Below are 15,094 nucleotides of genomic sequence, written 5' to 3'. Positions count from 1 at the left end.
TTATGTGGAGATTCTGTGGGAACTCTCTTGATAGAAGCTGATACGACCAGACATCTATAAGCAACGAGAAACCAGCACAAACACCGCTATCTATTACCTCTTGATATCTCCTGATGTAGTGGGATTGTTTAGCCCCCTACGGCTTCGAACCAAAGGGTCGGAGGTTCGAATCCTTCCGGGCGCACCAATCTTGAATCAGCTCTCCTAATGCGGAAAGGCCGCCTCGAAAGAGGTGGCCTTTCCGCATTAGGAGAGCTCTTACCTACGCCAGAAACTTGCGGCGAGCCGCACCCGCCACTCCCAGAACTCCCGTTCCGAAGAGTGCAAGCGACGAAGGTTCAGGCACCGGCGAAGCATTCGGAGCAACGCTCGCGCTGAACGTCCCCGACGACTCGGACAGCTCATTGTTGTAGTAGAAAGCATAGACGCCGCTGGTCTGCAGATCGAAGCGGTACGGGCTGTTGCCTATCTGTTCCGCGAACGTAATGTCGTAGATGGATCCGTTCAGAAACTCCACCAGCGCGCTCGTATCGCCCGCCAGGGTGAACGTCTGGTGATCGATGGTGAAGCTCAGGCCCTCGAGTCCAGTCGTCGCCGTGTACACGGAAAGACCGGTAGCGCTCGGCGCAGCATCCAGCGTCAAAACGCCGACACCACCATACGCAGAACCCGGATTCGGAGTCAGGGTCACATCGTACGTGATGGTGTCCGCATGAAGAGCACGAGGAGCCAACGCAAGCAGGACAACAGCAGCGAACAGGAGACCAAGGCAGGGGTTGAGTAGTACAGTCTTACGGAAGATAGATGTGGAACGCATATTTGTTGCTCCTCTAGGGTTCTGCAAGAAGAGAAAGCAATCAAAGCGCCAAACCGGAAATCGCAATCATCTGTGATTTGGCGCCAACCTCAGGAGCCATACGCCGCGAAGACCCTCCGGCTGGGCAAAATATTGCCCTCCATAGGCAAACTTTTGCTACATATCGCCCCTCGTAATGAAATCGCAGTCACTCACCCTTGAAAGTATGGAAAGGAAGCCCCCCGAAACTGCCAGTCCACCCGACATCCTGTAACCCGCCACTCACATCCAACTCACTATGCCATGACTCCGTGCCATAACGACCCAAACGAGGACGTGAGCCGCATAGAAACAGCCATCGCATCGGAGTCATCATGCACACCGTCGTTCTCACATGTACAACCTGTGGCAAGTCAGAGACAGTCCCCAGAGAACCGGACCAGATAAGAGACCGCAAGTGCAGACTCTGCAACCAGCCTCTCGTCGAAAAACGCCCCCCCGGAACGACCCAGGCCTCAGAGTACCCGGAGAAATAGCTCTAGGGTTATCGCCATATTCCAGCCCTGGTTTGTTCTGTCCTTCTGTTTGTGTCCCTTTGTTTGTCCTCCCGCAGGGATCTGCTTCTGTCTCTGCCTGTTCTTCCTCAAGCCAGATACTCCAACCTTTGCAGGTGACGCTGTCGATACACAGCCTAGCCCGCAGCCCAGTTTGAAGCCATTGGATAAAAAGTATCGGAGCATCCAGAACCGCACGCTCCCACTGATCTCATCACGCCACTGTCGAAGACCCGCCCCCACCCCTCAGAGTATTGACACCGCTGATAAAATATAAAGAGAAGAAGGAACCGAAGCCCGGCCCGCGCCGGGCTTCCGACGTTAGGCCAAAAGACGCGCAAGTCCAACGCTAAACCGTCTGCTTCGAAGACTTTGCACCATATAGGCAGGGGTGGGGGGAAGCAGTACATGCAGAGCAGAATCAAGGGTCCGCAGCATCGAAAAACCAGCACGCCCACACGCCTCATCCTCCTGACCGCACTCTTTTTCGCCACCCGCGCCCACGCCCAGTGGGACATCGAAGACACCCACACCACCGCCAACCTTCGCGGCGTCTACAACGCCGGCGGCGGAGCCGTCTGGGCCAGCGGCACCAACGGCACCGTCCTCCGCAGCGAAGACGGCGGCTACCTCTGGCAGACCTGCTCCATCCCCCCCGACGCAGAAAAACTCGACTTCCGCGGCATCCGAGGCTTCGACGAAAACACCGCCATCGTCATGTCCTCCGGCCCCGGCGACCAGTCCCGCCTCTACAAAACCACCGACGGCTGCCAAAGCTGGCACCTCCTCTTCACCAACCCCGACAAAGAAGGCTTTTGGGACGCAATTCAATTCGCCGACAAACTTCATGGTTTTCTATTAGGCGACCCTGTCCATGTAGCCGGTTCAGAGAAAAAGCGTCTGGTATTCAAGCAAACATTGGATGGAGGCAAAACCTGGATTTCATGGGAACAGAAGATCAAGGAACTTGCCTTCGGCGATGATGTATCTGCCTTTGCAGCAAGTAATTCATCGCTGATTGCGCAAGATCCATTCAACGCTGTCTTGGCTACCGGAGGCAAGAGTGGGTCTACCCTCATCTTCCCAAGTAATGATGGAATCGTCCCCTGTCACTGCGCACAGGTACCCTCGCAACAGAATCTGAACATGTGGTGGGCAAAAGAATCGCCATTTCCGCAGACGGAAACGGGTGGCATCTTTTCCATCGCCGAAAATGAGCACTGGATCATGGCGGTTGGAGGCGACTATAAGCAACCTGAATCGGCAGTAAAAACTGCCGCCCACAAAGACCGCGCATTGGGAGCGTTGCAACCCGCCCAAACCCCACCCCACGGCTACCGCTCCTCCGTAGCCTACGACCCCACCCAAAAACTCTGGATCACCGTAGGCCCCAACGGCACCGACATCTCCACCGACGACGGCAAGAACTGGCACCCCCTGAAGCCTTCCAACTACGACCCGGCCGACGCCGACAAAAACTGGAACGCCCTCTCGCTCCCCTTCGTCGTAGGCCCGCACGGACGCATCGGCCGCCTCCGCACCATCGCTAACCCACCAAAATAAATCACGAAGATCGAACTCCCTACTGTTGTGGCTGCGGACTCGTGGTCGGAGAAGTAGGCGAAGAAGACCCCGACGAACCAGACCCAAACCCCGAACTCGGAGAACTCGACCCAAATCCAGAGCTGGAGCCGGACGAACTCGATCCAAACCCACTTGAAGACCCGAATCCCGAACTGCTCCCACTCGTCCCCGAAGAGCCGAACGAGCTCATCCCCGACGCCGACCCCAGACTCGACCCACTCCCCGAAGAGGCCCCGCCGCCCATCGCCGCCGCCTGCGCCTTCAACTGTTCAATCCGAGGATCGTAGAGAAACTCCCACGTTGCATAGGTCTTCTGCTCATTCACCACGATGATCGAGTCGCCCTCCTTCGGAATGCCCACCCCAACAAACGGCGCCGAAGTCCCCGTGAAGCTCGTCGCCGACTGACTGGCAATCCCCGACGAAGAGCCCGTCCCCGAACTATCGGTCCCAGTCCCACCAGTAGTTCCAGTCGAACCAGTACCAGACGAAGTCCCGCCAATTCCTCCCGTACCCGACGACGAAGAGCCATACGAACTCGAACCAAACGAACTAGAGCCACTCGAAGACGATCCAAACGATGACGACCCAAAGGAACCGGAGCCGGACGAAGAGCCGAACGAACTACTCCCCGCAGAAGACGATCCGAACGAGCTAGACCCCGAAGAACCCCCAAACGCCGAGCCGGAGCTGTTACCCGCCGCTCCCGCGCCCGCAGGCCCCTGCGAAGCCATCCCCGCAGCCGAACCCAGCCCCGGAGCCATTCCAGTCAGCGGCTGCCCAAAGAACCCCTTCACCGTCGTCTTCGCCTCGCCCACGTGGATCAGTCTCCAGTCCGACTTCCCCGTCATCGGGTCCACATACCGCTGTCGCAGATACCGTATATTGTTGGTCTTCTCCAACGCTTCCATCGTCGCCGGATACGTCCCACTCTTCCTGTAGTACAGCTGGATCGCCCGCACATACTGGTTCGCCCGGTGTACCGCCTCCACCTCACGCTCCCGCTTCAACTCATCCGCAACCTTCGGCGCAGCGATACTCAACACCAGCAGAATAAGAAAGACCGCGACCACCAGCCCCACCAGCATGAACCCGTCTTCACCCTGCCCCGTCCCGCCACATCCACCGCGCAGACCAGGAGCCACCCGAGCACACAAATCTCTGTGCCGTTCTCCTCTCCGTGCTGAGCGGCCCATCCTCATCCAACCCACCTCAACGCGCCAGCAGCGGAAGCGTCTGCCGGTTATTGTTCGCCATATCCTCCACCACAATGGAGTTGGCCGAGATCGTCACCACCTTATACTTCCGCTGCACGATATCGCCATCCGACGCCAGAAACACATCGTCCCCATGCAGCAGAAACGCCCTCCGCGTCCCATTCGCAGCCGTCGCCGTACCAAAAAACTTCAGATCGATCGGCGGTGGTGGCGGCGGCCCGGGAGGCAGAGGTGGAGGCCCCGCCGGAGCCGCCGCCCCCTTCGTCCTCACCGAAGCAATCGGCTTCGGCAGCTCCACCGGCACCGAACTCGCCGAAAAGATATTCCGCCCGCTGCCCGAGTACACCAGCGACTCCGTCACCAGCATCGCCTCCATACGCAACGTCGGATCGAGCTGCGCCGAGGTCGTCCCCAGATTCTTCGCCGCCGTCCCCACAGGCACTAAGCCACCCGCCTTCAGCGCAGGCGCTGCACCCGCAGATGTCGGCGCCGTCACAATCACAGGCGCAGGCGACGGAGCAACCGGACTGTCATCCCGCAGCTGGTAGTACAAGATCCCGCCTGCCAGCAGCGCAAACCCAGCCATGATCGCGCCCTTCTTCTGTTGATCCGGAGTCAGCCTGATCATCGCCGCCCCCCAGTCCCAGCCGCCGTCCCCGCTGTTGTACCAGATTGAGTCCCAGCCGCTGCCGCACTATCCGGACCATCTGCCGAAGCCGCATCCGCCGAACCCGCCACTACACTCTTATCCGAGCTCTCAATCCCCACCGGCGACCGCAGGAACGTCGTCAACCCCAGCCGCAGACCCACCGTCCCGCTCTGCTGCCCCGTCAAACTCACCGCGCGTATCAGAAAAAATACCTTGTCCCGCTCCAGCGAGTTGATAAACAGCATCAGCGGCCGATAGTCGCCACTCAAACTCGCATCCATCCGAGACTCGATCAGCTCGCCCGCCGTCCCCGTCATCACCGGAGCATACGCATACTGCACCCGCGTCAGCTTCACGCCCTGCTTCTTCGTCAACGCTCCCAGCTCACCCGCCACCTCGGAGTTCGCATACGGCAGCCGCTGCTTATAAAACTTATCCGCGTCCTTGGTCGCCTGCGCCAGCTTCTCGTCCAACCCCTCCAGCGGCCGTCTCGCAATCTCCGCCGTCTTCATCGCAACCGTCTGGTCCGCGATCGCCGCCGCATTCTCTCCACTCGCCGCGTGCCACGCAAACGCCATGTGCGCCAGCAGGTACAAATTCACCAGCCCAAGCACCGCCACGCCCGCGATATGCAGATTCAGCAGCGTCGCCAGCCTCCGCGTCTTCTCCACCCACTGATGCGTCGCCAAAGAACGCAACGACCGTGCAGAGCGCTTCTCTGTAATCACCGTCATCGCACGCCACCCTTCGCAGCCGCGGGTGCATTCGAGCGAGTAGCCGGTGCAGCCGAGCCAGCCTGCACTCCATGCGCTCCAGAACTCCGCACACTCTTCGGCGTCTTCTTCACCGGCGCCTTCCGATCCGGCGCAACGCTCGAATCCTTCTCCCGTCCCTCCAGCTTCGCCGTCTTCACAGGCGCTGGCGGCAGCGGGTTATACCCACTCAAAATCTCGAACTGCACCGCTCCCGGAGCGATCACCTGCGCCACCGCGGCATTGCGTCCCGTCTCCTGCGCCTGCGCCTGCTCCGACGCCAGCCGCGGCGACAGGAACCTCTGCGACGTCTCCAGATTCCTCACCAGCTGCACCGCCCGCTCTCTATCCCCGCTCACGCGCAGCCGGATGTTCACATCGCCTTCCTTCGTAATCACCGGCTCGATGCTCGTCAGCTGCACCCCCACCGGCAGCACCTTTTCGAGATCCATCATCACCGCCGTCCAGCTAAAGCTCTTCCGCGCAAACACTGCGTTCAAAAACTGCGAGCGCTCCAGCACCGCCATATTCTGCGGCTGCCGCATCCTCGCCTCGTTCGCCATCCGCTCCTGCTGAAACCGCAGCGTCTTCGCCTTCAGCGCATCCATCTCCGCCCGCGCCACCGCCGCCTTCGCGTTCAGCGAGTGCAGCGCAAACCCAAACGCCACAGCCAGCAGCGCCAGCACCCCCATCGCCAGCCGCAGCCGCGCAAACAGAGGACGAAGCTCTACAAACGGCCTGGTCGCGAGATTGACAGAGATCTTCATCAGTTCCTCAACGCCCCCCGCACACCAGCCAGCCATCCACGCGGTACGCTCGCCGTCACCGCTCCGGCCTCCATCATGCTGGCATCCACTATCTCGCGCACCACCAGCCCCTCCAGCCCGCTCTCATCCATCAGCCCGGCCAGCGCCTCCGCACCCAGCGTTCCCGCCACCAGCAACTCCTCCGGAGCGTGTTGCAACGAGTCCTCGAAGTAAGCCGCAGCCACACTCACTCCCTGCGCCACCTCCCGAGCCGTCGCGCTCACCTCGGCGTCCCGCAGCAGCGCCGTCTCTAACACCGACGTCTGCATCGCAGCCGCTGCATCGAACCTATCCCATCCACCCGGCCCCAGCGGCTCCTGCTGTGCCCACTCCTGCGCCGTGCTCTCACGGTCCACCAGCGGAATGGCAGCCGCAATCGCCACCGGCACATCTGCCGCCGAACTCATATCAACAGACCGGTGCAGCATCAGCGTCCCACCCTGCACAATCGCCGTCGTCACCGCGCCCATCCCTGCGTTTACCACCAGCGACGGCGCCTCTACCTCAGCCAGCCCCGCCAGCGCAGCCAACGTACTCGGCAGCACCGCTCCCGGCAGATACCCCGCCGCCATCACCACGCCCTCATACTCTTCCAGCACAGCCCGCGGCATCGCCACCGCCAGCAGCTTCACCAAACCCTTCTCATTCGACATCACCTGATAGCTCACCACCGCGTCGTCCGCATCGAACGGCAGCAGCTTCTTCAACCGGAATCGCACCACCGGCAGCGCCTCCGCCACCTTCGCAGGCAACTGATCGAAGTCGACAAACAGCACGCGCGCCGCAGAGTCCGGCACCACCAGAGTCGCATCCCGCAGCCGTCCGCCCGTCCGCTCTCCCCGTTCCAGGCCACGTCCGGAGACAGCATCCAGTACCTTCCGCACCGCCGCCGTCACCGCCGCCTTATCAACGATATTGCCGCCCTTCAGCCCCGGCGCAACCGCACCCTCCGCCAGGTCTGCCCGAGCCACAGACGTCAGCAGCGCAGACGCGTCCTCAGCCCGCGCCGCCACCACACCCTCCGGTCGAATCTCCACTGCAAGCCGAGGCCGCGTCCCTAATGTCTTCGGTAAAAAATCCATGCCGTCCTAGACTACCTTGCTCACTACCTTGCCTGAAAACAAACTCCCAATCCCCACATCCAGTGCAACGCCCTCTTACCGGCCCGCCTCGATGAACGTAACCTTGTTGATCTCCTTCAACGTCGTAATTCCGTCTCTCACCCGCTCCAGCGCCGAGTCCCTCAAAAACGCCATTCCCTTCTGCTTTGCCTTCTTCCGAATCTCGCTTCCCGGCTTCTTCGCCAGCAGCATCTCGCGAATCTCGTCATCCAGCTCCAACAGCTCATGAATCGCCGACCGTCCACGAAACCCGGTCCCATTGCACTCGATACAGCCCGGTCCCTCGCGAAAGTTGAAGCCCCGCCACTCCTGCAGATCCAGCCCGCTCGCCTGCAACTCGGCGTCGCTGTAGTGCACATCCTTCACGCAAAATTCACACACCTGCCGCACCAGCCGCTGCGCCAAAATGCAGTTCAGCGCCGAGACGAAGTTATAAGGCTCAACTCCCATATTCAAAAACCGCCCCAGCACATCCACCACGTTATTCGCGTGTACTGTAGTAAACACAAGATGCCCCGTCAGCGCGGAGTTGATCGCAATCTGCGCCGTCTCCGCATCTCGGATCTCTCCAACCAGAATCTTGTCCGGGTCATGCCGCAGGATCGACCGCAACCCTCGCGCAAACGTCAAACCCTTCTTCTCGTTCACCGGAATCTGCGTAATCCCGCGAATCTGATACTCCACCGGGTCTTCGATCGTGATGATCTTGTCTTCCTCGGACTTGATCTCGTTCAACGCCGCATACAGCGTCGTCGTCTTACCCGAACCCGTAGGCCCGGTCACCAACACCATCCCGTACGGCTCTTTGATGTACCGCCGAAACCGCTCCAGATCCTTCGCCGCAAAACCCACCACATCCAGCGACAGCGACTTGAACTTCTCCGACATCGACTCTTTATCGAGCACGCGCAACACAGCGTTCTCGCCATGCACCGTCGGCATAATCGACACGCGAAAGTCGATCAGCCTACCCTTGTACCGAACCCGAAACCGTCCATCCTGCGGCACGCGCCGCTCCGCGATATCCAGCTCCGACATAACCTTGATACGAGAAAGAATCGTCTGGTGATGCTCCCGCGCAATCGGAGCCATCGCCTGCTGCAGCACACCGTCGATCCGGTACTTCACCAGCAGCGAATCGTCGAACGTCTCCAGGTGAATATCGCTCGCTCTACGCTCCAGCGCCGTAAAGATCGTCGTATCCACCAGCCGGATAATCGGCGAGATATCGTCCTCGCCCGTAAGCCGCTCAATCGAGATATTCGAGTCCTGGTTGTCATCCCCAGTCAACACGTCGAACGCAAGCCCTTCGCTCGCCTCATCCAACACGCGCTGGCTCTGCTCCGTCTTCTTCAACAGCTCCGTGATCTGGCTCAGCGTCGCCACCCGCGTCGCCAGCCGCTGCCCCAGCAGCCCCGAGATCTCGTCCAGCACCATCAGCTTCGAAGGATCGGACACCGCAATCGCCAGCCGCCCCTCCATCTGCTCCAGCGGCACAAAGTTGTACCGGAACATCATGTCCACCGGCACGCTCTTGAACAGCTCATGCGAGATCTTGAAGTTCTTCAGGTCTACGAAGTCAGCATGGTAGCGCCGGGCCAGAAGCTGCGCCCGCTCCACCTCGCCCATCCCCGCCTCATTGATCGGTATCGCCAACGGTGCTATTGCCATATGCGTAAGACTCCTCTTCCCTGCAACTGTTACTCACACCTTCGCGTCATTTAACCTGCGCGTCAAAGCCGCCCCGCCTACGACCACACACCAGCCTCGGTCAAGATAAACGGCAAAACTCAATCCCATCACTCACTCGCATCGGGAACATCTCTTATTATTCAGCACAATCGGCTCCTATGGTATCCTCCCGGCATAAGCTCAAGCCCCTCAACACGCTCCCCCCGCGAGCACACTAGGAAACCCATCAGGAGCACACCATGAGCACCGCACCCGCCACCCTCTCCGCACTCGCCCCCAAAGCCGTCAACTGGTCCATCGCCCTCAGCATCCTGCTCATCGTAGCCGGCCTCTTCGCCGTTCTCATTCCCTCGCTCTCCGGCATCGCCATCACCCTCTTCTTCGGCTGGGCCATGATCTTCAGCGGCATCACCCACCTCGTCTTCGCCTTCAAGACCCACACCACCGGCGGCCGCATCTGGGAGCTTCTCATCGGCGCCGTCTACCTCTTCACCGGCGTCTACCTCATCCTCCACCCGCTCGACGCGCTCCTGGCCCTCACCCTCATCCTCGCCTGCTACCTCTTCTTCGAGGCCATCGTCGAATTCATCCAGTTCTTCCAGCTCCGCCCCCGTCACGGCGCAGGCTGGCTCGTCGTCGACGGCGTCATCACCCTCATCCTCGCCATCATGATCTGGCGCTCCTGGCCCGCCAGCTCCGTCTGGGTCATCGGCACGCTCGTCGGCTTCAGCATGATCTTCAGCGGTTTCTCCCGCCTCATGCTCTCACTCGCCGCCAAACGCGTCCTCAACCGCATCGCCTAGCAGCCTAATACTCTGTCTCCCGGACCTGCTTGTAGACGTGCCCATCAAACTGGTACCAGTCACGAATACCCGTGTCTGCGCTCATATTGTGTCGCGTCACAAAGTCATAGCGGCCATTGTGACGCGTGCTCTCCAAGGTGAGCTCCCACCCATTTGCCGACAACAAAAGATCGCCCGTCTTTGGATCAAACACCCAGACCGGGCAGTTCCCCGTCGCACCGCATACCAGTACACCGTCTTTCCCGCTGCCCCAAATACGTATCCCCTGTTTTCCATTCGGACCTAGTTTGATCATCTTCAGCGGGAAAGCGTCCAGCACGGATCGTTCCAGACCGCCGCCGTCACTAAACTCTTCCTTCAACTCCCGATAGATACGTTCCTTTATCGGCGCAGCGAGATGCGAGGTCACCAAGGTGTCAGACCCCTCCGTCTCTGCCTGACCGAATCCTGCAAACGGAACGACGATCATCGAACCGAAACAACCTACGATCAAGATCCGCTTAACTCTGCCCCTGAGAGACACAGTCTCCTCCAGCTTGAAATCTAAGGCTGATCCGCATTCAGCGAAGCAATCAAAGAATCCGCCTGCGCCATCGACCCATCCAGACTCACCATCAACACATCCACATCCGTCGACATCTTCGCCGAGGTCCCCTTCAGCGACCCAATCGCCCGCGCATTCAGATTGTGCTTCAGAAACGTCACCTGGTCCCGAAACGCCGTAATCACCGGTGTCATGCGAGCCTCCGTCTGCCGCATCGACTTCACATACGAAGCCTCACTCAACCGGGACTGCCGCAACATCACCGCCGACTGCGCCTTCAGCTTCTTGTTCTCCATCCCGTCGATCTCCTTCTGCCACTCCTTGAAGAGATCGTTCGACACCTGATCGATCGAGTCGATCCGGTTATGCAGCTTCTGCGCACTGTCCGCAGCCTTTTCGTACTCTCCATTCAGCTTCTTGTAGTTCTTCTCGAGCGACCCACCCTGAAACCCCGTCAGCTCCTGGAACGACTCCATCGTCGTCTTGATCTGCTCCTTCGCCTGCAGCTGATCCTTCTTCGAGTCCTTCACCCGCGACACCAGAATGTCCCGTTTCTCGCGCCCAAACGTCTTCATCGCCTTGTAGTACGAGCTCGTACACCCACCCAGCAGCACCGCCACCAGCCCCAGCGCCGCCATCCGCCCCAGCGAATATCGTCGAATCCCAATTCCAGAGACCACAGGCACACACCTCCGTCGCTGGACGAATTGTAACCGCCGTTACTGCCCGCTGCCCGTTCCCGCGCTCAAACTGAAGATCGGCAGATACAACGCAATCAAAATCGTCGTCACCACCAGCCCCATCATGATCAGAATCGCCGGCTCAATCAGACTCATCGCCGCCGTCAGGTTCGTCTGCACATCCTCTTCAAAGAACTCCGCCACCGAGTTCAACATCTGCGGCAGCGCACCCGTCGACTCGCCCACCTCGATCATCTCGATCGCCAACTCCGGAAACACCTTCGTCGCCTGCAAACTCACCGACAGCCCCTTACCCTCGCGCACCGTCTCCACCGACCGATGCACCGCCAACGCAATCTGCCGCGAATCGATCGACTTCGCCGCCGTCTCCAGCGACGGCACCAGCGGCAGCCCGCCCGTCAGCAGCGTAGACAGCGTCCTTGAAAACAGCCCCACCTGGTACTTCAGCCACACCGGCCCAAACACCGGCAGCGAGATCCGAATCTTATCGATCAGATTCGCCCCCGCATCCGTCTTCGACCACCGATAGATCAAAAATCCAACCGCCCCCACCACCGCAGCCGCATACACTCCATAGCTCTGCGCCTGTTTTCCAAGATTCAGCAGAAACACCGTCAACCCCGGCAGCTTCGTCCCCAGCTGGTCATACAACTGCGCAAACCTCGGCACCACAAACGTGATCAAAAAGATGAACAGCCCAATCACCATGATGACCAGCAGCGCCGGATAGATCAGACTCGCCTTCAACTTCTTCCGAAACGTAAGCGACACCCTCTGAAAGTCCAGAAACCGCTGCAACACCTCTTCCAGATTTCCCGACCGCTCCCCCGCCAGCAGCGTCGTCGTATACACAATCGGAAACCCGCCCTGCGCCTCGAACGCCTCCGAGATCGACTCACCCGTCTTCACCCGCGTCGTCACATCCTCCAACTGCGCCCGAAAGTTCGGCAGCTTCTGCCGCCGCGCCAGCAGCTCCAGCGACCCCAGAATCGGCAGCCCCGCCTTGATCAGCGTCAAAAACTGCTGGTTGAAGATCAGGAACGTCTCCAGCTTCACCTTCTTCTTCGAACCCGACCCCAGCACGCTCCGCGCCTTCACCGAATAGACGTAGTAGCCCGCCTGCGTAAACCGGGCCCGCAGCTCCTCCGCGGTAGCAGCCGCATGACTCTGCTCCTGCACCCTCCCCCGCTCATCCGCCAGCTTCACCACAAACTCAGTCATAAACCCTACGGCACCCGTCCCAGCTAAGACTCACCTGTCCATCTTAGACGTTCCCGAAGATTGTTTCTGAGGCGGGACGAACAAGAAAATCCTCGACATCAATCGGGGATTTTTCTCGCCTCCAAGCACCATCAAGCCGCAAGCCCACCCAGTATCAACTCCAGCGCCTCACCCGCATCCTGCACCGCCGTTCGATTCCCCTCCAACCGGCTGATCATCAGCGCCCCCTCCAGCGCCGCAATCATCGTGTTCGCAACCCGTCGCGGCACCACCCCCACCCGAATCTCCCCACGCGCAATCCCCTCCTCCACAATGCTTGCAAGCCGCGCCTTCCAATCCTCCATCGCCGCACAAACCAGGCCGCGCAGCACCGGATTCCCATCATCCGCATCAATCGCCGTATTCATCAGCGGACATCCCCCCGGAAGCACACCCGGCGTCTCCACAAAGCGCCTCACCGTATAAATCAGCTTCCCCACCGCGCCCGGGATCGCATCCTGCCCCTGCCGCCGCTCCTTCACCACCCGCCCCCAGGCATACTGAAACGCCTCCGCCGCCAGCTCTTCCTTACTGGCAAAGTGCCGATACACCCCACCCTTCTCCAGCCCCGTCGCCTCCAGCACGTCCTGCATCGAGCACCCAGCGAATCCCCGCTGATTGAAGATCGGCGCAGCCTCTTCGATAATCCGTTGCCGCGTCAGCTCACCCTTGTTCATATCCCCTCCAGCCACCCTCCGAAATCCTACCAGCAAGAAAATCCAACCAAATCCGCACCGAAGTGCCCTTCTCAGGAATCAGATGCTTAAAGAGACCATCCAGTCTCTTTTGTACGAGCCCTGTCATCCGGCTCTGGAGGAGATTCGCTAACCATGGCCACCGCCACCCTCAGCAACCCGGTCCAGGCTATCCCGCCCGCCAAAGCCTCCGCGCCCTTGCGCCCGTTAATCAACCCCTGGGTGATCGCCCTCACCGTCACCCTCGCCACCTTCATGGAGCTGCTCGACACCTCCATCGCCAACGTCTCCCTCCCCTACATCGCCGGCGGTCTCGGCCGCTCCTACGACGAAGTCACCTGGATCCTCACCACCTATCTCGTCGCCAACGCCGTCGTCCTTCCCATGTCCGCCTGGCTCTCCCGCGTCTTCGGACGCAAGACCTACTACATGGCCTGCGTCACCCTCTTCACCATCACCTCCTTCTTCTGCGGCATCGCCCCGACCCTCGGCATCATGCTCCTCTCCCGAGTCCTTCAAGGCATCGGCGGAGGCGGCCTCGCCCCGGTAGAGCAAGCCATCCTCGTAGACGCCTTCCCTCCCGCCAAACGCGCCTCTGCCTTCGCCCTCTACACCGTCGCCATCGTCACCGCCCCCGCCATCGGCCCCGTCCTCGGCGGCTGGATCACCGACAACTACAACTGGCGCTGGGTCTTCTTCATCAACATCCCCGTCGGCCTCCTCTCCCTCTTCCTCACCAACCGCTTCGTCCACGACCCACCCGCCTACGCCGAAGAGCGCAAGACCGTCCGTGTCAACGGCAAGCTCCGCGTCGACGGCATCGGCATCGCCCTCGTCGGCCTCGGCTCCGCGGCCCTCGAAGTCCTCCTCGACCGCGGCCAGATCGACGACTGGTTCGGCTCCCACTTCATCATCGGGTGCTTCGTCGTCGGCATCGGCTGCCTCACCGCCGCCGTCTTCTGGGAGCTCCACGTCCCCGACCCCATCATCGACTTCCGCCTCCTCAAAGTCCGCAACTTCGCCATCGCCAACTTCTTCTACTTCATCTTCGGCTTCGGCCTCTTCGCTTCAACGACCATGATCCCGCAGCTCCTCCAGTCCCTCTACGGCTACCGCGCCATCGACGCAGGCCTCGTCCTCGGGCCCGGCGCACTCGTCATCACCTTCTTAGCCCCCGTAGGCGCGCAGCTCGTCCAGCGCGGCATCGTCAAGCCCCGCATCCTGCTCTTCGGAGCTGTCATGATCGTCGGGATGTCCTTCCTCCACTACGCCCACTTCAACCTCGACACCGACTACAAGCACTACGCCCTCGCCCGCGCCCTCCAGGGTCTCGGCTACGGATTCTTCTTCGTCCCGCTCTCCGTCATTGCCTACTCGCAGCTCAGCCCCGCGCAGAACAACAAGGCCTCGTCCCTCACCAACTTCTTCCGCAACTGGGGCGGTAGCTTCGGCATCGCCTTCATCACCACCGTCTCCGACCGCCGCCAAAGTTTCCACCAGGAGCGCGTCGGTTCCAACATCGCAGCTTCAAATGGAGCCCTCCAGCAGAACATCCGCCAGACCTCCGCCTACCTGCAATCCCACGGCTTCTCCCCTGCCGACGCCGTCACCGCCGCCTACGGTCGCGTCTACAACGAGCTCCACGCCCAGACCCAGCTCCTCGCCTTCATGGACTGCTTCCACATCATCGGCGTCATCACCCTCGTCGCCGCCCCCATCGTCCTGCTCACCAAGAGCTTCAAACCAGCCGGCGGCCCCTCCGCCAATCACTAGCGCCAACCACTAGCAAGATAGGCGCCAAGGGCGCGTCTGCCTCGATGGCAGATCGCGCCGTGCGCGCAGCACGCCTTTATCACTCCTCACCCCAGCCACAACCGACAATCAAACCCAACGCTCTAAACGCTCTCGCGAATGACCACCC

At 60.5% G+C, this 15,094-nt stretch carries 14 protein-coding genes; 3 read left to right on the top strand and 11 right to left on the bottom strand.

All coding sequences use genetic code 11. The features are described 5' to 3' along the window. Nucleotides 1-262: 262 nt before the first annotated feature. Nucleotides 263-817 (bottom strand): PEP-CTERM sorting domain-containing protein, encoded by a 555-nt coding sequence (locus tag GSQ82_RS23555; RefSeq protein ID WP_158794695.1) that lies wholly within the window; start codon nt 815-817, stop codon nt 263-265. A 941-nt stretch (nt 818-1,758) separates the two neighbouring features. On the opposite strand from GSQ82_RS23555, the gene GSQ82_RS23550 reads away from it, so the two are divergent. Continuing rightward, nucleotides 1,759-2,913, top strand: coding sequence for a hypothetical protein (locus tag GSQ82_RS23550; protein ID WP_158794694.1), 1,155 nt, complete (start codon nt 1,759-1,761; stop codon nt 2,911-2,913). Nucleotides 2,914-2,932: 19 nt separating this feature from the next. On the opposite strand, the gene GSQ82_RS23545 is transcribed toward GSQ82_RS23550, so the two are convergent. The 6 genes from GSQ82_RS23545 to GSQ82_RS23520 all read right to left on the bottom strand — a co-directional run bounded on the left by GSQ82_RS23545 (nt 2,933) and on the right by GSQ82_RS23520 (nt 9,149). Further along, complete coding sequence (locus tag GSQ82_RS23545) at nt 2,933-4,090, bottom strand: type II secretion system protein (protein ID WP_254061877.1); 1,158 nt, start codon at nt 4,088-4,090, stop codon at nt 2,933-2,935. A 55-nt stretch (nt 4,091-4,145) separates the two neighbouring features. After that, nucleotides 4,146-4,778, bottom strand: a complete 633-nt coding sequence (locus tag GSQ82_RS23540) for a hypothetical protein (protein ID WP_158794693.1) — start codon at nt 4,776-4,778, stop codon at nt 4,146-4,148. After that, a complete protein-coding gene (locus GSQ82_RS23535; RefSeq protein ID WP_216847166.1) occupies nt 4,775-5,533 on the bottom strand; it encodes a hypothetical protein in 759 nt (252 codons plus the stop codon). The genes GSQ82_RS23540 and GSQ82_RS23535 overlap by 4 nt, the downstream gene beginning before the upstream one ends. Beyond that, entirely contained in the window at nt 5,530-6,318 is a 789-nt protein-coding gene (locus GSQ82_RS23530) for a PilN domain-containing protein (RefSeq protein WP_158794692.1), read from the bottom strand. The genes GSQ82_RS23535 and GSQ82_RS23530 overlap by 4 nt, the downstream gene beginning before the upstream one ends. Beyond that, on the bottom strand, nt 6,318-7,439 hold the full coding sequence (locus GSQ82_RS23525; RefSeq protein ID WP_158794691.1) for a hypothetical protein: 1,122 nt from the start codon (nt 7,437-7,439) through the stop codon (nt 6,318-6,320). Before GSQ82_RS23525 ends, GSQ82_RS23530 begins: the two co-directional genes overlap by 1 nt. A gap of 75 nt (nt 7,440-7,514) precedes the next feature. Further along, nucleotides 7,515-9,149, bottom strand: coding sequence for a GspE/PulE family protein (locus GSQ82_RS23520; RefSeq protein WP_158794690.1), 1,635 nt, complete (start codon nt 9,147-9,149; stop codon nt 7,515-7,517). Nucleotides 9,150-9,409: 260 nt separating this feature from the next. Between GSQ82_RS23520 and GSQ82_RS23515 the strand changes: the two genes are divergently transcribed. Further along, nucleotides 9,410-9,973, top strand: a complete 564-nt coding sequence (locus GSQ82_RS23515) for an HdeD family acid-resistance protein (RefSeq protein WP_158794689.1) — start codon at nt 9,410-9,412, stop codon at nt 9,971-9,973. A gap of 4 nt (nt 9,974-9,977) precedes the next feature. Here the strand turns inward: GSQ82_RS23515 and GSQ82_RS23510 are convergent, their stop codons facing one another. From GSQ82_RS23510 to GSQ82_RS23495, 4 genes are all read right to left on the bottom strand, one after another. Then, a complete protein-coding gene (locus GSQ82_RS23510) occupies nt 9,978-10,466 on the bottom strand; it encodes a hypothetical protein (protein WP_158794688.1) in 489 nt (162 codons plus the stop codon). 50 nt (nt 10,467-10,516) lie between these two features. Continuing rightward, nucleotides 10,517-11,203, bottom strand: coding sequence for a DUF2959 family protein (locus GSQ82_RS23505; RefSeq protein WP_216847165.1), 687 nt, complete (start codon nt 11,201-11,203; stop codon nt 10,517-10,519). Between the two features lie 33 nt (nt 11,204-11,236). Continuing rightward, a complete protein-coding gene (locus tag GSQ82_RS23500) occupies nt 11,237-12,439 on the bottom strand; it encodes a type II secretion system F family protein (protein ID WP_158794686.1) in 1,203 nt (400 codons plus the stop codon). 131 nt (nt 12,440-12,570) lie between these two features. Further along, complete coding sequence (locus GSQ82_RS23495; RefSeq protein ID WP_158794685.1) at nt 12,571-13,155, bottom strand: TetR/AcrR family transcriptional regulator; 585 nt, start codon at nt 13,153-13,155, stop codon at nt 12,571-12,573. A 153-nt stretch (nt 13,156-13,308) separates the two neighbouring features. On the opposite strand from GSQ82_RS23495, the gene GSQ82_RS23490 reads away from it, so the two are divergent. Beyond that, entirely contained in the window at nt 13,309-14,946 is a 1,638-nt protein-coding gene (locus tag GSQ82_RS23490; protein ID WP_158794684.1) for a DHA2 family efflux MFS transporter permease subunit, read from the top strand. Nucleotides 14,947-15,094: the final 148 nt, after the last annotated feature.

The sequence above is a fragment of the Granulicella sp. L60 genome, assembly GCF_009765825.1.
In the GTDB taxonomy this organism is placed as follows: Bacteria; Acidobacteriota; Terriglobia; order Terriglobales; family Acidobacteriaceae; genus Edaphobacter.
The sequence above is the reverse complement of the archived record's forward strand: the minus strand, read 5'-3'. Positions and strand labels throughout refer to the sequence as shown.